Source organism: Pseudonocardia bannensis, assembly GCF_012911875.1.
In the GTDB taxonomy this organism is placed as follows: domain Bacteria; phylum Actinomycetota; class Actinomycetes; order Mycobacteriales; family Pseudonocardiaceae; genus Pseudonocardia; species Pseudonocardia bannensis.
Window position 1 is genome coordinate 18338 of sequence record NZ_JAAXKZ010000031.1, and the last position, 14796, is coordinate 33133.

A 14796-nucleotide genomic window follows, 5' to 3' on the forward strand; every position below is an offset into this window, starting at 1 on the left:
ATCACTCGGCCGGAGTAGTCGGCAGGGCACCCTCCTGACAGAGACCCGTAAGAAGGCTGCATTGTTGTACGCGATAGGCGGCCTGAAGTGGCGTCCACCAGAGTGGTGTGCCGACGGTCGGGTTGGGCTGGCGAATGCCCTGCGGCGGGTTCACCCGCGCTTGGCCGGCCGGTTGATCGGTGATGGCCGTACGGGAGGCAAGGCGCGGCCCGGACCTGGTCTAACCCCGGGGCGGCTCGGCCCGGGCACTCGCTCGGCCACGTAGCCTCGGGTTCATGACCGTCGCCGCCCGGGTGCTGTTCGAGTTCGACGACTCCTTCGCCCGTGAGCTGCCCGGCCTGTGCGTGCCGTGGACGGCGGCGCCGGTGCCGGCCCCCGAGCTGCTGGTGCTCAACGAGGAACTGGCCATGGAGCTGGGCAGCGGCCCGGACGCGTTGCGGGAGCCGGCGGGGGTCGCGCTGCTGGTCGGGAGCGGGGTGCCGGACGGGGTGTCCCCGGTCGCCCAGGCCTACGCCGGGCACCAGTTCGGCTCGTACGTGCCTCGGCTCGGTGACGGCCGGGCGCTGCTGATCGGCGAGCTCGTCGACAGCCGGGGGCAGCGCCGCGACCTGCACCTGAAGGGCTCGGGTCGCACCCCGTTCGCGCGGGGCGGTGACGGGAAGGCGGCGGTCGGGCCGATGCTGCGCGAGTACCTGATGGGGGAGGCGATGCACGCGCTCGGCATCCCGACGACCCGCGGGCTCGCGGTGGTGGCCACCGGTGAGGAGGTCGTCCGGGAGAGGAGGCTGCCGGGTGCGGTGCTCGCCCGGGTTGCCGCGAGTCACCTGCGCGTCGGCACGTTCCAGTACGCCGCCGCGTCCGGGGGCCCGGCGCTCGTGCAGAAGCTGGCCGACTACGCGATCGCGCGCCATCACCCCGAGGCGGCAGGGGCGCAGAACCCGTACCTGGAGTTGTACCGCCGCGTGGTGGATGTGCAGGCCGCGCTCGTGGCGCGCTGGATGCTCGTGGGGTTCGTCCACGGCGTGATGAACACCGACAACATGACGATCTCCGGGGAGACCATCGACTACGGGCCCTGCGCGTTCATGGACGCCTTCAGCCCGGCGACGGTGTTCAGCTCGATCGACCACGGTGGCCGCTACGCGTTTGGGAACCAGCCGCGTATCGCGCAGTGGAACCTGGCGCGTCTGGGGGAGACGTTGCTGCCGCTGATCGACGAGAGCACCGACGCAGCGGTCGAGGCCGCCACCGACGCGGTGAACTCGTTCGCCGAGCGTTACGACCGGTACGCGGCCGACGGGATGGCCGCGAAACTCGGCCTCGACGCGGCCGATGGGCAGCTGACCCAGGACCTGCTGGCGCTGCTGAACGCACAGCAGGTCGACTTCACACGGTTCTTCCGGGCGTTGTCGTCGCACCTGCGGGCACGCCCGGAACCCGTGCGAGCCCTGTTCGCCGAACCGGAGGCGTTCGACGCGTGGGCGGGGCGGTGGCAGGCGCTGCTGCCCCCGGACCGGGCCGCCGCGGCGGCGTCCATGGACCGGGTCAACCCGGCCTACATCCCGCGCAACCATCGCGTGGAGGAGGCGCTGGCCGCCGCGACCGACGGCGACATGGGGCCCTTCGTCCGGCTGGTCGAGGTGCTCGCCCGCCCGTTCGTCGAGCGTCCCGGCCTGGAGGGCTACCGCGAGCCGGCACCGATGGGCTCCGTTCCCCATGTGACCTACTGCGGCACCTGAGGTGAGACCGGCCCCGGCCGGGCCAGGCCGCGACCGGTCCTGGCCGACAAGGTGCGCTTCAAGGGCCAGAAGGTCGCGTGCGTCGACGGAATGGCACCAGAGCACCTTTCGTGGCAGGGGAGAAGCCTCGGCTGCCCTTCGTCAATCGCGAGCAAGGAGCGCCTGCGCTCGTTCCTGTCCACCGTGAACGCCCGCGGCGACGTGACGCTGCTGCTCACCACGCACGACCTTCCCGACGTCGAGCGGCTCTGTCCCCGGGTGATCGTGATCGATCACGGCAGAGTCCTGGTGGACGACGACCTGGCCACGCTGCGCCGGCAGTTCGCCGGCAACCGGGCCCTGGTCGTCGAGCTGACCGAACCGGCACCACCCCTCTCCGGCCTGCCCGGCGTGGTGGATGTGACCGTCGAGGCGGACGGGCTGCGCCAGCGACTGGAGTTCACGACGGGCACGACGGCGGCCGAACTGATCGCGGCCGTGGCCCGGCGCGTGGCACTGCGGGACGTGTCGGTGGACGAGCCGTCGATCGAGGACCTGGTCCGCACGCTCTACGCGCGCTGATCCGCTTCCGGCACCGCCATCCGAGCCCGGTTCTCGCGGGACGGCTCCTCCACCCGCTGGCCGGCGTCGCGCCCCGCCGCCGTGCCTATCGTTGGTGAAGGTTGTGCGTTGAGGGTCCGGCCGACGGCCGCGGGCCCCGCGAGCACGAGAGGCGGGGCAGTTGATCGAGGTGCGGGTCCTTGGCCCGGTCGACGTGGTGCTGGACGGGCAGGTCCGCAGCGTCGGTCGCGCCGGTGAGCGGGCCCTGCTGGCCCTGCTGGCGCTGCGGGCCGGGCAGGTGGTGTCGGCGGGGTGGCTGATCGACGACCTGTGGGGCGCCGAGCTTCCGGACGACCCGGGCAACGCACTGCAGACGCGGGTGTCGAAGCTGCGGCGGGCGCTCGCGGCGGCGGGCGCCGCCGATGTCGTGACGACCCGCGCCCCGGGCTACCTGCTCGCGGTCGGGCCGGACCGGGTGGACGCGCTGCGGGTCGCGGAGCTGGTGGAGCGGGCCCGACAGGAGCCCGGCCCGCGCCGGGCCGAGCAGCTCTACACGGAGGCGCTCGGACTGTGGCGCGGTGAGCCGCTGGACGAGTTCTCCGGCAGCGGTTGGGCCGAGCTCGAGCAGGCCCGGCTGGCCGAGCTGCGGCTGACTGCGATCGAGGAGCGTGCGCAGCTGCGGCTGGCCGCCGGTCGCGGCGCCGAGGTGCTCGCCGAGCTGGAGCTGCTGGCGGCCGCGCACCCGCTGCGCGAGCGGTTGCGCGGCCGGCAGATGACCGCGCTGTACCAGGCGGGGCGGCAGGCCGAGGCGCTGGAGGTGTACGCCGATCTCCGCCGATCGCTGGCCGATCAGCTCGGGCTGGACCCGTCGCCGGAGCTGGAGGCGGTGCGCGACGCCGTCCTTCGCCAGAATCCCGACCTCGCCGCGCCGCCCGCCCCGGCGCCCCGCCCCACGGCGTCGCTGCCCGCGCGGCTGACCACGGTGCTCGGGCGCGACGAGGAGCTGGAGCGGGCGACGACGCTGTGCCAGGCGCGGCGGCTGGTCACCCTGACCGGGCCGGGCGGCGCAGGGAAGACGACGCTCGCCACCGAGGCGGCCCGCGCGGTGGCCGACCGGTTCCGCGACGGGGTCGCGCTGGTGGAGCTGGCCGGTGTGGAGGACCCGGCCCGGGTCCCGGCCGCGGTGCTCGACGCGCTCGGGCTGGCCGGCGACGCCGCGGTCGACCCGGTCGAACGGCTCACCGCCGCCCTGCACGGCAGCCACCTGCTCCTGGTCGTGGACAACTGCGAGCACGTCGTCGACGCGTGCGCCGCGTTGGTCGAGCGGCTGCTCGCAGGGTGCCCGTCGCTGCACGTGCTGGCCAGCAGCCGCGAACCCCTGGCGGTGCCCGGGGAGGTGCAGCTCCCGGTGCGACCGCTGCCCGTCCCGCCGGCCGGGGCGAGCGCGGACGAGCTGGCCGCCAACGACGCGGTCCGGCTGTTCGCCGAGCGGGCGTGGTCGGTGAACCCGGCGTTCGTGCTCGACGGGTCCACCGTCGGCACGGTCGCGGAGATCTGCCGCCGGCTCGACGGGCTGCCGCTGGCGCTGGAGCTCGCCGCGGCCCGGGTCGCGGTCCTGCCGGTCGAGCAGATCGCCGAGCGCCTGTCGGACCGGTTCGCGCTGCTCACCGCCGGGCCGCGCACGGCGGCCGCGCGGCACCGCACGCTGCAGGCGACCCTCGACTGGAGCCACGCCCTGCTCGACGCCGACGAGCAGGTCCTGTTCCGGCGCCTGGCGGTGTTCCGCGGGGGCTGGACCCTGGAGCAGGCGGAGGCCGCGTGCGCCGGGGCGCCGCTGCGCAACGGCACGGTGCTGGACGTGCTCGGCCGGCTGGTGGCCCGGTCGCTGGTGGTCGGCGCACACGGCAGCGACGGCCGGTTCCGCATGCTGGAAACCGTGCGCGCCTACGCCGGGCGGCTCCTCGACGCCGCCGGCGAGCGGGCCGCGGTCGGCCGTCGGCACGCCGAGGCGGTGCTGGCCCTCGCCGAGGCCGCCGCCCCGCAGCTGCGCAGCCGCGGCCAGAACACCGCGCTGGCGCGGCTGCGCGCGGAGCGCGACAACATCGATGCGGCGCTGGCGTGGGCGCTCGAGCATGCCACCGACGCACCGGACGTGGGCCTGCGGCTGGTGGGGGCCCTGGGCTGGTGGTGGTACTTCGGCCGCCACGACGAGGGCCGCCGCTTCGTCGACGCCGTCTTGGGCGTGACGGCCGGCGGGTCACCCGCGGCCCGCGCCGTTGCCCACCAGGCGGCCTCGCTGGTGTGGCGGCCCGGGGCGTGCGTGGTGCACCCCAGCGCCCGTTGCGCGCAGGAGGCGGCCGCGAGCCTGGCCGCCGCCGAGGAGGCGGGCGCCGCGGAGCCGGCGGCCTACGCGCGCGTCCTGCTGGCCGTCGAAGGCGTCGGCGGGACCGACCCGGAGGGGGCCGAGCAGCTGCTCGCCACCGCGGAGGAGGCGCTGCGCGGCACCGACGACGCGTGGGGGCTGGCGCTGGCCACGTTCGTCCGGGCCGAGATCGGGTTCCGGGCGCGGACCATCCCGTTCGGCGACGCCGAGCGGCTGGCCGAGCAGGCGGCGGCCGGCTTCGCGCAGCTCGGCGACGGGTGGGGCCAGTCCGCGGTGCTGGGCCACCTCGGTACGGCACTGCGGTGGGCCGGGCGGACTGCCGACGCCGTGCCGGTCATCGAGCGCTCCGCCGCGATCGCCGCCGAGCTCGGGTTGCTGCTGACCCTGCAGTGGATGCAGGCCGACCTGGCCTACTGCGCGCTGCTGTCCGGCGACCCGGCCCGCGCCCTGCGCCTGTGCGCGCAGGCCGAGGACACCGCGCGGCGGCTCGGCACCGGCCCCGGCGCGGCGTTCGCCGCCCTCGCGCGCGCCGTCGTGGCCCGCCGCCGCGGCGAGCTGGCCGCCGCCCGGGACACGCTCGCCGTCGCCGCCGACCAGCTCGTCGCCGCGGGGATCACCGGCCTGGCGGCCACGCTGATCACCCAGCTCGGCCACGTGCTCGAGATCTCCGGCGATCTCGCCGCCGCGGAGACCGCCCACCGGCGCGCGCTGGAACTCGGCGGCCCGATCGCCCGGGCCGCCGCGCTGGAGGGACTGGCCTGCGTCGCGGCCGCCGGTGGCGACGGGCTCGAGGCGGCCCGGATGCTCGCCGCGGCCGCCGCCGAGCGGGACCGCACCCAGCGGCCCGCCGACGCCGTCGAGCAGGCCGACGCCGACCGCGCCTGCGCCGGCGCGACGGCGCTGCTCGGCGAGGAGGCCTTCGCGAGGGCCCTCGCGCAGGGACGCGCCATCGACGCTGATCCGGTGGCCTCCGGGAGGTGAGCCTGCAGGTCGGTGCGCAGGCGGCGGGTTCGAGCGGTCGACGCACCCGCTCGGCTGCGCGTGCGGCGGCCTCCGGTCCCGCACACTTGGGCGGTGTCGGAATCTGTTCGCGGAATGGGAAGGTCGACCTGGAGATCCGCCCGCCGGACACCGGGCGTCTGCTGCACGTCCTGTTCGACCACATCCGGAGTGCCGATCGGGTGATGCTGTTCCTGAACACCGTTCCTGAACACCGTGCTGTTCCTGAACACCGTGCCGCTGATGGACATCGCGTTCCTGCCGTTCGCTGCCTCGGTTCTGGCGCAGGCGTTCCGCGACGGGCAAGGGCAGCGCACCGCGGTTGCCTCCAGGGCAGTGCATTCGAACTGGCGGCGATCCTGTTCAACGCCATCTGGTGGTCCGCGAGTCGTGATCGTCGGCTGCTCGCCGACAGCATCGACCGGGCCTCACTGATCAGTCGCCGCCGGACCCGGCGGGGCGAAGCGGGTGAGCAGGAGGACCACCCCACCCGCGACGATACCGACCAGTATGCCGGCGACCAGGCCGGACAAGACCGCAGCGGCGCGGAGGACGGCCTCCCCGGTGGCCGGGTCGAAGGTGCCGACGCCTCCGCCTAGGGTCCACGGCGTGGACCTGGCCGCCGCTGCGGGTGATCCCGTCGGCGGTCAGCCGCTGCCGGTGCGTCAGGGAGACCCGTTCAGCAAGGGGCGCAGCGCCTCGGCGAAGGCAACCGGGGCGCCGAGGAAGCCCCGGTGGTCTCCGGGCATCTCGACAGGCGCGATGCCGAGAGCCGCGGCAAGGGCCTCGGTCGCGCGCCGCGGGACCTGCCCTGCGGAGTCCCGCCCGGCGGCCACCACGATCCGCGGCCCGAGAGCGCGCAGCGCCTCGACGTCCGGCTGGTACCGGCTGACCGCCACCACCGTGTGCGCGAAGAACCCCGGCAGGTTGGCGGTCATGCGGGCGAGCGCATCCAGGGCGGCCGGGTCGTCCGTCGGCGGGGGCGGCGCGTCCCCGTCCATCCCGGTGTCGGCGAGGAAGCAGGCCATCGCGGCCTGGGTGCCCTCCCGGCGTTGGAGCTCGGCCAGCCGGGCGCCGTCGCGCTGGGCGGCGTCGGGCAGCAGGGCGGTGACCGGCGGTTCGTGCGCGACCAGGCGCTTGACCTGCTCGGCGTGGCGCGTGACGAGCTCCAGGCCGGTGATCGCCCCGGCGCTGTTGCCGAAGACGGTCGCGCGGTCCGCGCCGAGCGCCGCGAGCACGCGGTGGGCGTCGTCGGCGAGCGTCGCGGTCGAGGCCATCGATCCCGGGTCGGCGGCCGGGCTGCGAGAGGTGCCCCGCGGGTCGTACGTGACCACGGTGCGGTCCGCGGCGAGCAGCGGGGCGATCCCGTCGTAGGACGCGGCGTCGGCCGCCCCGCCCGGGATCAGCAACAGGACCGGCCCGGTTCCCCGCACCTCGCAGTGCAGGCGGGCACCCGGGACCTCGACCACCCGAACCTCCGGCACAGGTGCCGATGATGCCCTAGATCGGCCGCTCCTTGGCAGGGTCCACGGGATGGCTGAACCCGCCAACCGGCCGGCCCTGCACGTGCCCGCGGGGGTCGGCCGGCCCACAATCTCAGGAGACACCCCCACCGTGGCTGACCACTGACCGACACGCCGCCGACTACCGCCGAGCTGCTCGACTGAGGCTTCGGTGCCGGACCAGTCGCCGGGCGAGCGCGACGTCGCGACGCGCCTGCCCGCGGAGGACCGCGACGGCGCGCTGGCCGTCGACGAAGGCCGTGCATCGCCGAACGCCTTGCCGGGGCGCCGGGTGTCCGGGGTGGGTGACTTGGCAGGCCGGTGGATACCGGCCCTGCCACAGCGAAGTCCGCGTTTAGCCGGGCTACGGGCGGGCCTCCAGGATCAGGTTGAACGGTGTCTCCGCGGCCCGTCGGACGCGGGTGAAACCGGCATCGCGGAGGACCTCGGTCAGCCGCGCCTCACCGGCCTGCGCGCCCAGGGCAGCGCGCGGCGCCTCGGTCATCGAGTGCGGTGTGCAGATCACGACCGAGGCCCCGTAGTAGAGACGACCGACCGGCGTCAGGTTGTCCTCGAGCGTGTCGTTGGCGAAGGGCTCGACGAGCAGCAGCGTCCCGTCCGCCTTGAGCGTCTCGCGGATGTGCCGCGCGGCGCCGAGCGGATCTGGCATGTCGTGCAGCGCGTCGAAGATCGCGACGAGGTCGTAGTCCGTGCCGGGGAAGCCGGCGGCCGCCGCGACCTCGAACGACACCCGGCCCGCCAGACCGGCGTCGGCCGCGCGCTTGCGGGCCTGCTCGATCGACGCGCCGTGGTAGTCGAACCCGGTGACCTGCGGGTTCGGGTACGACGCCCCCAGCGGCAGCGTCGAGGCACCGTGCCCGCACCCGACGTCGGCGACCTTCGCCCCGTTCTCCAGCTTCCGGGCCACCCCGTCGAGCGCAGGAATCCACGAGGCCACGAGATTGGCAACGTACCCCGGACGGAAGAACCGCTCGACGCCCTCGAACATCGCCGGGTCGTGCTCGTGCCACCCGAACCCGCCGTTGGTCTGGATGGTCTCGGTGAGGCGTTCGACGTTCTTACCGACCGCGACCGGGATCTGGAACGCTGCCGCCAGCTGCAGCCCGTCCGGCGCGGCCAGGGCGAACGCCTGCTCCTCGGTCAGCGAGAAGCGCGCCGTGGCGGCGTCATAGGTGACGTAGCCGCTGGCCGCCTGACCACTGAGCCACTCCAGCGCATACCGCTCGCCGATCCCGGCCTCCGCAGCGACCTCGGCCGCACTCGCCGGCATGATCGCCAGCAACGCGCGATACAGGCCCAGCCGATCCCCGATCACCGCGCTGATCGCGTGATACGCCCCGCCCACGTCCGCGACGAAGCTGCCCAGCAGCTCGTTCAGCTTGCCCTCGTCAACGCTCATGCCAATCCCTCCTTCGTCCACAACTGAGACACACGGTGTGTGACAGGCGAGCTACTGCTCCGTGCGGTTCGCCAGCCGCCTCGACCACTCGGCGGCCGGCCGATTCCCGATCTCGCCCGCCGTGATCGGGACGGCGGAGTACCGGCGATGTCCCGGGCCGGGTACTTCGGGTTGCTCGTAGCTACGTCTCGGACCCCACCCCAAGGCGTGCCCCCACAGGCAGCCGATCGCCGTGGCATCCTCTGCCGCCCAGGCGTTGACGATCACAGCGGCCGACCCCTCCGCGGCCGCCGCGACCCCGCGGCCTACGGCGTGATGTTCTGGTTGAGCCGGAACAGGTTGGTCAGGTCGTAGCGGCGCTTCAGCGCCTGCAGGCGGGCGTAGCGCTGCGGGCCGTAGGCGTCGCGCAGCCGCCGCCCGCCCTCCCGCTCGGTGAGGAAGTTGACGTAGGTGCGATCGCCGCCGTGAGGCGCCATCGCGGCGGCGAGGTCCCTGGTCCAGGCCTGGTTGGCGGCGTCGTCCGCGGCGTCGTCCCAGATGCCGACGACGTTGAAGGTGAACACCGCGTCCCGCCCCGGGTACGCCGTCCCGTCGGCGGGCACGCGGGCGACGGCGCCGCCCATGTGGTGCAGGTGGAACTCGCTGGCCGTCGACGGGCGGTCGCGGATCGCCTCGACGACGGTCCCGATCAGGTCGTCAGGGCAGCCCGTGGTGTACCCGCCGGCGAAGTGGTAGCGCCGCCCGGCCGGCACCTTCGCGTCGAACAGGGTCTGCCACGCCGGGTACGGCATCGGCCCGAACACGTCCGCGGCCGGCCCGAGGGACCGCAGCGCGGCGAGCTCCTCCTGTGCCTGCGCGGACGGGCCGCAGTGACAGCCGGCGACGGCGACGACGGGCCGGTCGCGCAGTTCCGGCGGCACGAACTCCGCGGGTGGGGCGGTGAGGAAGCCCAGCAAGGTGCGGAACCCGTCGCTGAGGTCCGCGAGGTGGTCGCGGTGGAACGCCGCCACCTCGGCCGCCCGCTCGAGCGGGAACAGCATCAGGCCGGCCGTGACCTCGGCGACAGGGTGCAGCGCGAAGGTGAACCGGGTGACGACGCCGAAGTTGCCCCCGCCACCGCGCAGCCCCCACATCAGATCGGGCTCGAGCTCGTCGTCCGCCCGTACCACCCGCCCGTCGGCCGTGACGAGTTCGACGGCCCGCAGGTTGTCGCACGCCAGCCCGTAGCGGCGGGAGAGCCAGCCGATGCCGCCACCGAGGGTCAGCCCGGCGACGCCGGTCGTCGAGACCAGACCACCCGGGGTCGCCAGCCCGTGCGCGGCGGTGGCGGTGTCGACGTCGCCCCACCGCGCACCCCCGCCGACGTGCGCCAGCCGGGCCGCCGGGTCCACCCGGACCTCCCGCATCCCGGACAGGTCGACGACGATCCCGCCCTCGTTCGTGGCGAATCCCGGCAGGCCGTGTCCCCCGCCCCGCACGGACAGCGGCAGTCCGTGCTCCCGGGTCAGGCCGATCGCCGCGACCACATCCGGCACCGACCGTCACCGGGCGACCGCGAGCGGGTGCCGGTCGATGCAGCCGTTCCACACCCGCCGGGCCGCGTCGAACTCCGGGTCGGGCGGCCCGACGACCGTGCCGTCCATCCGGTCGGCGAGCTCCGCGAGCGCCGCCGCGGGACCGTCCTCGGTCACCCCGGAGAAGAGGATTATGGGTAGGGAGATCGTGCGAGAACGCCCGATCGCCGTGGGCAAGCGGTACTTGTCCGAGGTCTACAGCGCGGTGGTCGAGAGTGCCCTAAGCAGCTCAGCCCTAGGCCTGTCCCGGCCTGTCCGGCACGAGATCGTCCGGACAGCGCCGGGACAGGGGCGCGACAGTGCCCCCGTCGAACCTCGATCCCAGGCGGTCGGTCCGCGACCGCCACCGGAGAGAGGAACCTCCCGTGGGAGAACTGCAGCTGCGGGTGCCGGGCATGACCTGCGAGCACTGCGTCCGCGCCATCTCGAGCAGCGTCGGCGACGTCGCCGGGGTCACCGCCGTCCAGGTCGACCTGGCCACCACGACCGTCCACGTGTCCGGCGCGGCGGCCCCCGAGCAGGTGCGCGCCGCCATCGCCGACGCCGGCTACCAGGTCGCGCCGTGACCCCGATCCTGGACGTCGCCGTGGTCGGGGCCGGGCAGGCCGGGCCGGCCCTGGCACGGCACCTGCAGCGCCGCGGCCTCGACTTCACCGTCCTGGACGCCGGCACGGAGATCGGCGCGGTGTGGCGGTCGCGCTGGGACTCGCTGCGGCTGTTCACCGCGGCCCCCTACGGCGCCCTGCCCGAGGGTGGGCGGCTGGTGCACGAGCGCGGCCTCACCCCCGCCCCCGGCCTTTCCGCGATCGGCCGGCACCGGCAGACCAGCCGCGGCTCGGCGCTGCTCGGGTTCGTCGACTGCGACGCCGCCGACCGGATCACCGCCGACCTGCGCACCACCGCCGCCGGGTCCCGGCGGACCTCTCCGCGCGCCGCGTGACCACCCGCCGCGCGTACATCACCCCTCCCCCGAACAGGAGCCTGTCCGTGAAGACCCTGCTGCGCCCGACCACCCCCACCGGCCACTTCGTCCACCACTACCTGGAGATGGTCGTGGCGATGGTGATCGGCATGGTCGCCCTCGGACCACTGTGGTCCCTCGCCGGCGACGCCCTCGGCTGGACCGCGTTCCTCCACGCCCCCGAGCCGATGGCACTGGTCATGGCCACGAACATGTCCATCGCCATGTGCGCGTGGATGCGGTTGCGCGGCCACGGCTGGCCGGCCACCCTGGAGATGGCCGCCGCCATGTACCTGCCGTTCGTCGTGCTGTTCCCGCCGATGTGGGCCGGGCTGATCTCCACCGGCACGATGATGATCGGCGGGCACGTGCTGATGCTGCCCGCGATGGCCGCCGCGATGCTGCTGCGCCGCGCCGAGTACACCGGCCACCACTGCGAGGCGCGGTCGTGACCGCCCCCGCCCTCACCACCTGCACCCTCGACATCGGCGGCATGACCTGCGCCTCCTGCGTCCGCCGCGTCGAGAAGGCCCTGAGCCGGGTCCACGGCGTCGCCGACGCGCAGGTCAACCTCGCCACCGAGGTCGCCACCGTCGGCTACGACCCCGCCCTCGTCACGCCGGCCCAGCTCACCGCCGCGGTCGCGGCCGCCGGCTACACCGGCACCGTCCGTGGCCCCGGCACCGACCGCCCGACCGTGCCGGACACCGGTTCCGGGGCCGGCGAGGAGCGCGACGCCGAGCTCGCCGGGCTCGCGCGCCGCTGGCAGGTCGCCCTGGCCGCGGGGCTCGGGCTGATGGTGCTGATGTACGTCCCGCTGCCGATCGACGCCATGGACTGGCTGATGCCGGCCATCCTCGTCGTCGCCACCGTCGTGCAGTTCTGGGCGGGCCGGGCGGTGTACGCCGCGGCGTGGGCCGCTGCCCGGCACCGCGCCACGAACATGAACACCCTCGTGGCGCTGGGCACCACCGTCGCCTACGGCTACAGCGCGTTCGTCACCCTGTGGCCCGCCGCGGCGGAGCGGTGGGGGCTGCCGCTGCACGTCTACTACGAGACCTCGCTGGTGATCATCGCGCTGGTGCTGCTCGGGCGCTGGCTGGAGGCCCGGGCGAAGAAACGGACCACCGCGGCCGTCACCGCGCTGGTCGGCCTCGCGCCGAAGACCGCGCGGGTGCTGCGCGACGGCGACGAGGTCGACATCCCGGTCGACGAGGTGGGGGTCGGCGACCTGGTCCGGGTCCGGCCCGGGGAGAAGGTGCCCGTCGACGGGGTCGTCACCGACGGCGCCACCACCGTCGACGAGAGCATGCTGACCGGCGAGAGCCTGCCGGTGGAGAAGGTCGTGGGCGACCGGGTCATCGGCGCCACCCTCAACCGGACCGGCTCGATCGTGCTGCGCGCCACCGCGGTCGGGCAGGACACCACGCTCGCCCAGATCGTGCGGCTGGTGTCCGAGGCCCAGGGCGCGAAGGCGCCGATGCAGCAGCTCGCCGACCGGGTCTCCGGCTGGTTCGTCCCCGCCGTGCTGGTGCTCGCCGCCGCGACCTTCGCCGGATGGTCGGCGTTCGGCCCGGACACCGGCCGGCTGACCCTCGCGATCGGCACCGCGATCGCCGTGCTGATCATCGCCTGCCCGTGCGCGCTCGGGCTCGCCACCCCGACCGCGGTCATGGTCGGCACCGGCAAGGCCGCCGAGCTCGGGATCCTCATCGGGTCCGGGGAGGCGCTGGAGCAGACGCGGCGGCTCACCGCCGTCGTCCTGGACAAGACCGGCACGATCACCCGCGGCCGGCCCACCGTCACCGACGTCCGCACCCAGGACTGGGCGGCCGACGAGCTGCTCGCGCTGGTCGCGGCCGCCGAGGTCGGCAGCGAGCACCCGCTCGGCGAGGCGATCGTCACCGCCGCCCGCGACCGCGGGCTGACGCTGCCCCGCGCGGAGTCCTTCCAGGCCGTGCCCGGGCACGGCGCCACGGCCACCGTCGCCGGGCGGCGGGTGCTGGCGGGCAACCTCGCCCTGATGGCGGTCGAGGGCGTCGAGGTCACCGCGTTCGCCGAGGACGCCGCGGCGGCCGCCGCGGCGGGCCGCACGCCGATGTTCGTCGCGGTCGACGGCGCCGCGGCCGGGCTGGTCGTGGTCGCCGACCCGGTCAAGCCCGAGTCCGCCGCGGTGGTCGCCCAGCTCGAGGCCCTCGGGCTGCAGGTGTGGATGCTGACCGGCGACAACGCCGCCACCGCCACCGCGGTCGCCGCCGAGGTCGGCATCGAGCACGTGATCGCCGAGGTGCTGCCCGACCAGAAGGCCGCGCGGGTCGCCGCGCTGCAGCGCGACGGGCAGGTCGTGGCCATGGTCGGCGACGGCATCAACGACGCCCCCGCCCTCGCGCAGGCCGACCTCGGCATCGCGATCGGCACCGGCAGCGACGCCGCCATCGCCGCCTCCGACATCACCCTGGTCGGCGGCGACCTGCGCGGCATCGTTTCCGCGATCGCGCTGGCCCGCCGCACCGTGCGCACCATCACGCAGGGCCTGGGCTGGGCGTTCGGCTACAACCTCGCGCTCGTCCCCGTCGCGGCCGGCGCGCTGTACTGGTGGGACGGGCTGCTGCTCGACCCGGTCCTCGCCGCCGCGGCGATGGCGATGAGCTCGGTCAGCGTGGTCGGCAACGCGCTGCGGCTGCGCCGGTTCGCACCGCCCGCCCGGACCGCGGAGATCCTGCGCCCGCCGCTGCGCACCCGGCTGGCCGACTACGGCTACCTGCTCGCCGTCGCGGCCCTCGCGCTCGCCGTCGGAGCCGGGCTGACCGCGCTGTCCCGCGCCGATTTCGCCCAGCGCGGCATGAACGGCGTGCTGACCTGGATGCAGAGCACGGGCATGCCGATGCGCACCGCGATGTCGGTCATGATGACCACCGACGTCGACCCGGTCGACGCGCACGACGCCGGCCTGCGGGTCGACGTGGCGGTCCCCGCCGACGCCCGCCCCGGTGAGCCCACCCGGGTCGCGGCGACCGTCCGGACCGCCGACGGCGCGCCCGTCGAGGACGTCGTCCGCAGCCACCAGGCGTGGATGCACCTCATCGCGACCCGCGCCGACCTCGCCACGTTCGCCCACGTCCACCCCGCGCCCACCGGCCGTCCCGGCGAGCTCGCCGTCGACGTGGTGTTCCCGACGCCGGGCCGCTACACGATCCACACCGAGTTCCGCCGGCAGGGCCAGATGAACGACGTCCTCGACGCGCACGAGGTCGTCGTCGCCGGACCGGCCCCGGCCGCCGAGCCCGTCGTCGAGGGGCCACGGGAGGTGGTCGTCGCCGGGGTGCGGGTCACCCTGCGCGGCGACTCCCGCGCCGGGGAGGAGAGCGAGTTCCGCTTCGCCTTCGCCGACGCCGCCACCGGCCGCCCCGTCGCCGACCTGCAGCCCTACCTCGCCGCCGCCGGACACGTCGTGTCCATGCGGGCCGACGGCCGGGCCTTCGCCCACGGCCACGCCGAGGTCGAGGACGCCCAGGGCGACCCGGTGTTCGCCCTGCCCGGCCAGACCTTCGGCCCCGAGCTGGGCTTCCACACCCGCTTCGCGGCCCCCGGCACCTACCGCCTGTGGGCCCAGTTCCGGCTCGCCGACGGCTCCGTCATCACCGCCCCGTTCACCGTCACCGCCGGCTGAGCCGGCCC

At 74.9% G+C, this 14796-nt stretch carries 12 protein-coding genes; 8 read left to right on the forward strand and 4 right to left on the reverse strand.

Features of this window, described 5'->3' with window-relative positions:
* The first annotated feature begins 275 nt into the window (after nt 1-275).
* From HF519_RS11040 to HF519_RS30420, 4 genes are all read left to right on the forward strand, one after another.
* Complete coding sequence (locus HF519_RS11040; RefSeq protein WP_169412810.1) at nt 276-1739, forward strand: protein adenylyltransferase SelO; 1464 nt, start codon at nt 276-278, stop codon at nt 1737-1739.
* A 183-nt stretch (nt 1740-1922) separates the two neighbouring features.
* Nucleotides 1923-2300, forward strand: a complete 378-nt coding sequence (locus HF519_RS11045) for an ATP-binding protein DrrA1-3 family domain-containing protein (protein WP_169412812.1) — start codon at nt 1923-1925, stop codon at nt 2298-2300.
* A 169-nt stretch (nt 2301-2469) separates the two neighbouring features.
* On the forward strand, nt 2470-5643 hold the full coding sequence (locus tag HF519_RS32320) for an ATP-binding protein (RefSeq protein WP_312860044.1): 3174 nt from the start codon (nt 2470-2472) through the stop codon (nt 5641-5643).
* Nucleotides 5640-6260 carry a hypothetical protein gene (locus HF519_RS30420; RefSeq protein ID WP_211169860.1) on the forward strand — a complete coding sequence of 207 codons (621 nt, stop codon included), beginning with the start codon at nt 5640-5642 and terminating at the stop codon, nt 6258-6260. Before HF519_RS32320 ends, HF519_RS30420 begins: the two co-directional genes overlap by 4 nt.
* 66 nt (nt 6261-6326) lie before the next feature.
* Here HF519_RS30420 and HF519_RS11060 read toward each other — a convergent pair whose 3' ends face one another.
* The 4 genes from HF519_RS11060 to HF519_RS11075 all read right to left on the reverse strand — a co-directional run bounded on the left by HF519_RS11060 (nt 6327) and on the right by HF519_RS11075 (nt 10274).
* Nucleotides 6327-7145, reverse strand: a complete 819-nt coding sequence (locus HF519_RS11060) for an alpha/beta fold hydrolase (RefSeq protein ID WP_169412815.1) — start codon at nt 7143-7145, stop codon at nt 6327-6329.
* A gap of 382 nt (nt 7146-7527) precedes the next feature.
* Nucleotides 7528-8583 carry a class I SAM-dependent methyltransferase gene (locus tag HF519_RS11065; RefSeq protein ID WP_169412816.1) on the reverse strand — a complete coding sequence of 352 codons (1056 nt, stop codon included), beginning with the start codon at nt 8581-8583 and terminating at the stop codon, nt 7528-7530.
* Nucleotides 8584-8888: 305 nt separating this feature from the next.
* Entirely contained in the window at nt 8889-10118 is a 1230-nt protein-coding gene (locus HF519_RS32820) for an FAD-binding oxidoreductase (protein WP_169412817.1), read from the reverse strand.
* 6 nt (nt 10119-10124) lie between these two features.
* Nucleotides 10125-10274, reverse strand: coding sequence for a hypothetical protein (locus tag HF519_RS11075; RefSeq protein ID WP_169412818.1), 150 nt, complete (start codon nt 10272-10274; stop codon nt 10125-10127).
* Between the two features lie 248 nt (nt 10275-10522).
* Between HF519_RS11075 and HF519_RS11080 the strand changes: the two genes are divergently transcribed.
* The 4 genes from HF519_RS11080 to HF519_RS11095 are packed head-to-tail and all read left to right on the forward strand — an operon-like array spanning nt 10523 to nt 14788.
* Nucleotides 10523-10723 (forward strand): heavy-metal-associated domain-containing protein, encoded by a 201-nt coding sequence (locus HF519_RS11080; RefSeq protein WP_312860042.1) that lies wholly within the window; start codon nt 10523-10525, stop codon nt 10721-10723.
* The gene (locus HF519_RS11085) at nt 10720-11097 is read left to right on the forward strand and encodes an FAD-dependent oxidoreductase (RefSeq protein WP_169412819.1); all 378 of its coding nucleotides are present in this window, start codon (nt 10720-10722) and stop codon (nt 11095-11097) included. The genes HF519_RS11080 and HF519_RS11085 overlap by 4 nt, the downstream gene beginning before the upstream one ends.
* Nucleotides 11098-11144: 47 nt before the next feature.
* Nucleotides 11145-11570: a hypothetical protein gene (locus HF519_RS11090; protein ID WP_312860043.1), complete on the forward strand. Its 426-nt coding sequence runs from the start codon at nt 11145-11147 to the stop codon at nt 11568-11570.
* Nucleotides 11567-14788 carry a heavy metal translocating P-type ATPase gene (locus HF519_RS11095; RefSeq protein WP_169412820.1) on the forward strand — a complete coding sequence of 1074 codons (3222 nt, stop codon included), beginning with the start codon at nt 11567-11569 and terminating at the stop codon, nt 14786-14788. Before HF519_RS11090 ends, HF519_RS11095 begins: the two co-directional genes overlap by 4 nt.
* The last annotated feature ends 8 nt before the right edge of the window (nt 14789-14796 follow it).

Coding starts and splice junctions, on each gene's coding strand:
- HF519_RS11040 (WP_169412810.1), top strand. CDS start 276: ATGACCGTCGCCGCCCGGGTGCTGTTCGAGTTCGACGACTCCTTCGCC.
- HF519_RS11065 (WP_169412816.1), bottom strand. CDS start 8,583: ATGAGCGTTGACGAGGGCAAGCTGAACGAGCTGCTGGGCAGCTTCGTC.